Genomic DNA, 397 nt, shown 5'->3' on the forward strand with positions numbered 1-397 from the left:
CACGCGCATCGGACGCCGCGTCTGCGACGCGAGGGCCCGCAGCGTCGTCGTGAGGTAGCCCGTGCGTCCGCGGGTGACCACCACGGCGGTCACGGGTGTGGTCACCGGTACCGCAGCGGTCGTCAGGAGGGGGTCCACGGGGGACAGCGTGTCAGTCATGCTCGCGCCATGATGCGCGACGGCGCGGGTCCACGACGGCAGGTCGCCCCGGCGTGGCGCGACGTGCCGTGCGTGCGGGCCGTCAGACCACGCGCCGCTTCAGCTTGCGGCGCTCGCGCTCGGACAGGCCGCCCCAGATGCCGAAGCGCTCGTCGTTGGCCAGGGCGTACTCGAGGCACTCGGACCGCACGTCGCACTGCGTGCAGACCTTCTTCGCCTCGCGCGTCGACCCGCCCTT

General features: G+C 73.3%; 1 protein-coding gene. It reads right to left on the reverse strand.

The window, feature by feature from the left end; genetic code table 11:
* Positions 1 to 241: 241 nt before the first annotated feature.
* Positions 242 to 397: WhiB family transcriptional regulator (locus tag G3I71_RS49420; protein WP_164325523.1), on the reverse strand; the 156-nt coding region annotated here is incomplete at its 5' end.

Source organism: Streptomyces sp. SID12501 (assembly GCF_010550245.1).
Classification (GTDB): domain Bacteria; phylum Actinomycetota; class Actinomycetes; order Streptomycetales; family Streptomycetaceae; genus Streptomyces.